The organism is Marinimicrobium sp. UBA4509, assembly GCF_002388575.1.
GTDB classification, from domain to species: domain Bacteria; phylum Pseudomonadota; class Gammaproteobacteria; order Pseudomonadales; family Cellvibrionaceae; genus Marinimicrobium; species Marinimicrobium koreense.
This window is the reverse complement of record NZ_DGMV01000056.1, coordinates 19,420-21,076: the sequence shown is the minus strand read 5'-3', so window position 1 is coordinate 21,076 and position 1,657 is coordinate 19,420. Positions and strand designations below refer to the sequence as shown.

At 59.3% G+C, this 1,657-nt stretch carries 1 protein-coding gene and 1 pseudogene; both read left to right on the top strand.

The features are described 5' to 3' along the window. Positions 1 to 314: pseudogene (locus tag B3520_RS10795) on the top strand (ABC transporter ATP-binding protein); the annotation flags it as partial. Positions 315 to 323: 9 nt separating this feature from the next. Further along, positions 324 to 1,657, top strand: a 1,334-nt coding sequence (locus tag B3520_RS10790) for a Ppx/GppA phosphatase family protein (RefSeq protein ID WP_286876026.1), incomplete at its 3' end; no start/stop codon positions are given.

Here is a 1,657-nt window from a genome sequence, read left to right as displayed (position 1 = left end):
ATAATGCTGTCGAGCGCGCCGCCGCGCCACCGCCCCAGCAAGACAAAAAAGCGCAACGTCAGGAGGCCGCGGCCCGCCGCGCTCAGTTGAAGCCGCTGACGGACAAGCTCAAAAAAGTGGAACGCCAGATGGATAAGCTGAACCAGTCGCTGTCCGGCATCGAAACCGAGCTGGCCGATCCGGCGATCTACGATGCCGAGAACAAGCAGCGTCTGCAGGAACTGCTAAAATCTCAGGGAGAGACCCAGGCACAACTCGACGAGTGCGAGGAACAATGGCTCGCGCTCAGTGAAGAACTGGAACAATACGCATAGGGTAACTGGATGTTCAATCTGTCCCGCCTGTTTGGTGCCCGCGCCAGCCACATTGCCGCCATCGATCTGGGGTCCAACAGCTTTCATATGATTGTCGCTCGTTGGGAAAACGATCAGCTCACCCTGCTCGATAAACTGCGTGACCCTGTACGCCTGGGGTGGGGACTGACCGAAGACGGTCGCCTGGACGATGAGGCTCGTGACCGGGCCATGGCCTGCCTGGACCGGTTCGGTGAACGATTGCGGGATTACCCCTCCCGCAGCGTGCGGATCGTCGGCACAAAAACCCTTCGCAGCATCGAGGACTCCCGCGCCTTTCTGAGCGATGCCCAGAGTCGACTCGGGCATCCGGTGGAAATCATTTCGGGTGAAGAGGAGGCCCGCCTGGTGTATCTGGGCGTCGCACACTGCATCGCCCCCGGAGAGGGACGCCGGATGGTGGTGGATATCGGCGGCGGCAGCACCGAGGTGATTCTGGGGCAGGGCATGCTGCCGGAACTCAAGGAAAGCCTGAGCATGGGGTGCGTGGCCCTCACCAAGCGTTTTTTCTACGACGGCAAGGTCACCGATAAACTGATCAAAAAAGCGCGCCTGGCCTGCCAGCAGGAAATTTCACCGGTGCTGGACAGTTTTCTCGATCAGGGCTGGCAAGAGGTACTGGGCGCGTCCGGCACCATCAAAGCGGCGGCCAAAGTCTGCGAACAGAATGGCTGGACTGATGGCACCATCACTGTTGACGGTCTGAAGAAAATCATCAAGGCCTATCAGGATCACGGAAAGCTGGATCTGAACTTGAAAGGGCTTTCAAGTGACCGGGAACCGGTATTTCTCGGCGGGGTGATTGTGTTGACCTCGATTTTCGAAAGCCTGGGCATTGAAAAAATGCTCGCCGCCGATTGGGCTCTGCGCGAGGGATTGTTGTACGACCTCAAGGGCCGACTGGAAAACCGGGATATCCGTCAGGAAAGTGTCGACGCCCTGGCCAAGCGCTTCCACGTCAATCTTCCGAAAGCGGAGCAGGTGGAACAGACCGCCCGGGTTCTCCTTGATCAGGTGGCCGATACCTGGGGGATGGACAATGTCGAGGCAGGCAAGTTACTGGGTTGGGCCGCCCGCCTGTACCCGGTAGGCCTGGATATTTCCCACACCGATTACCACAAACACAGCGCCTACATTATCGATAATGTGGACCTGGCGGGTTGCTCCAAGGCCGAGCAGGCGCAACTGGCGGCCCTCGCGCTTGCGCACCGCAAGCGCTTCCCGGCGAAGAAGTTCCCGATGGATGATGCCGAGTTGGTGCAGCTGGCCATCGTGCTGCGGCTGGCGGTGATTTTCAATCGGGC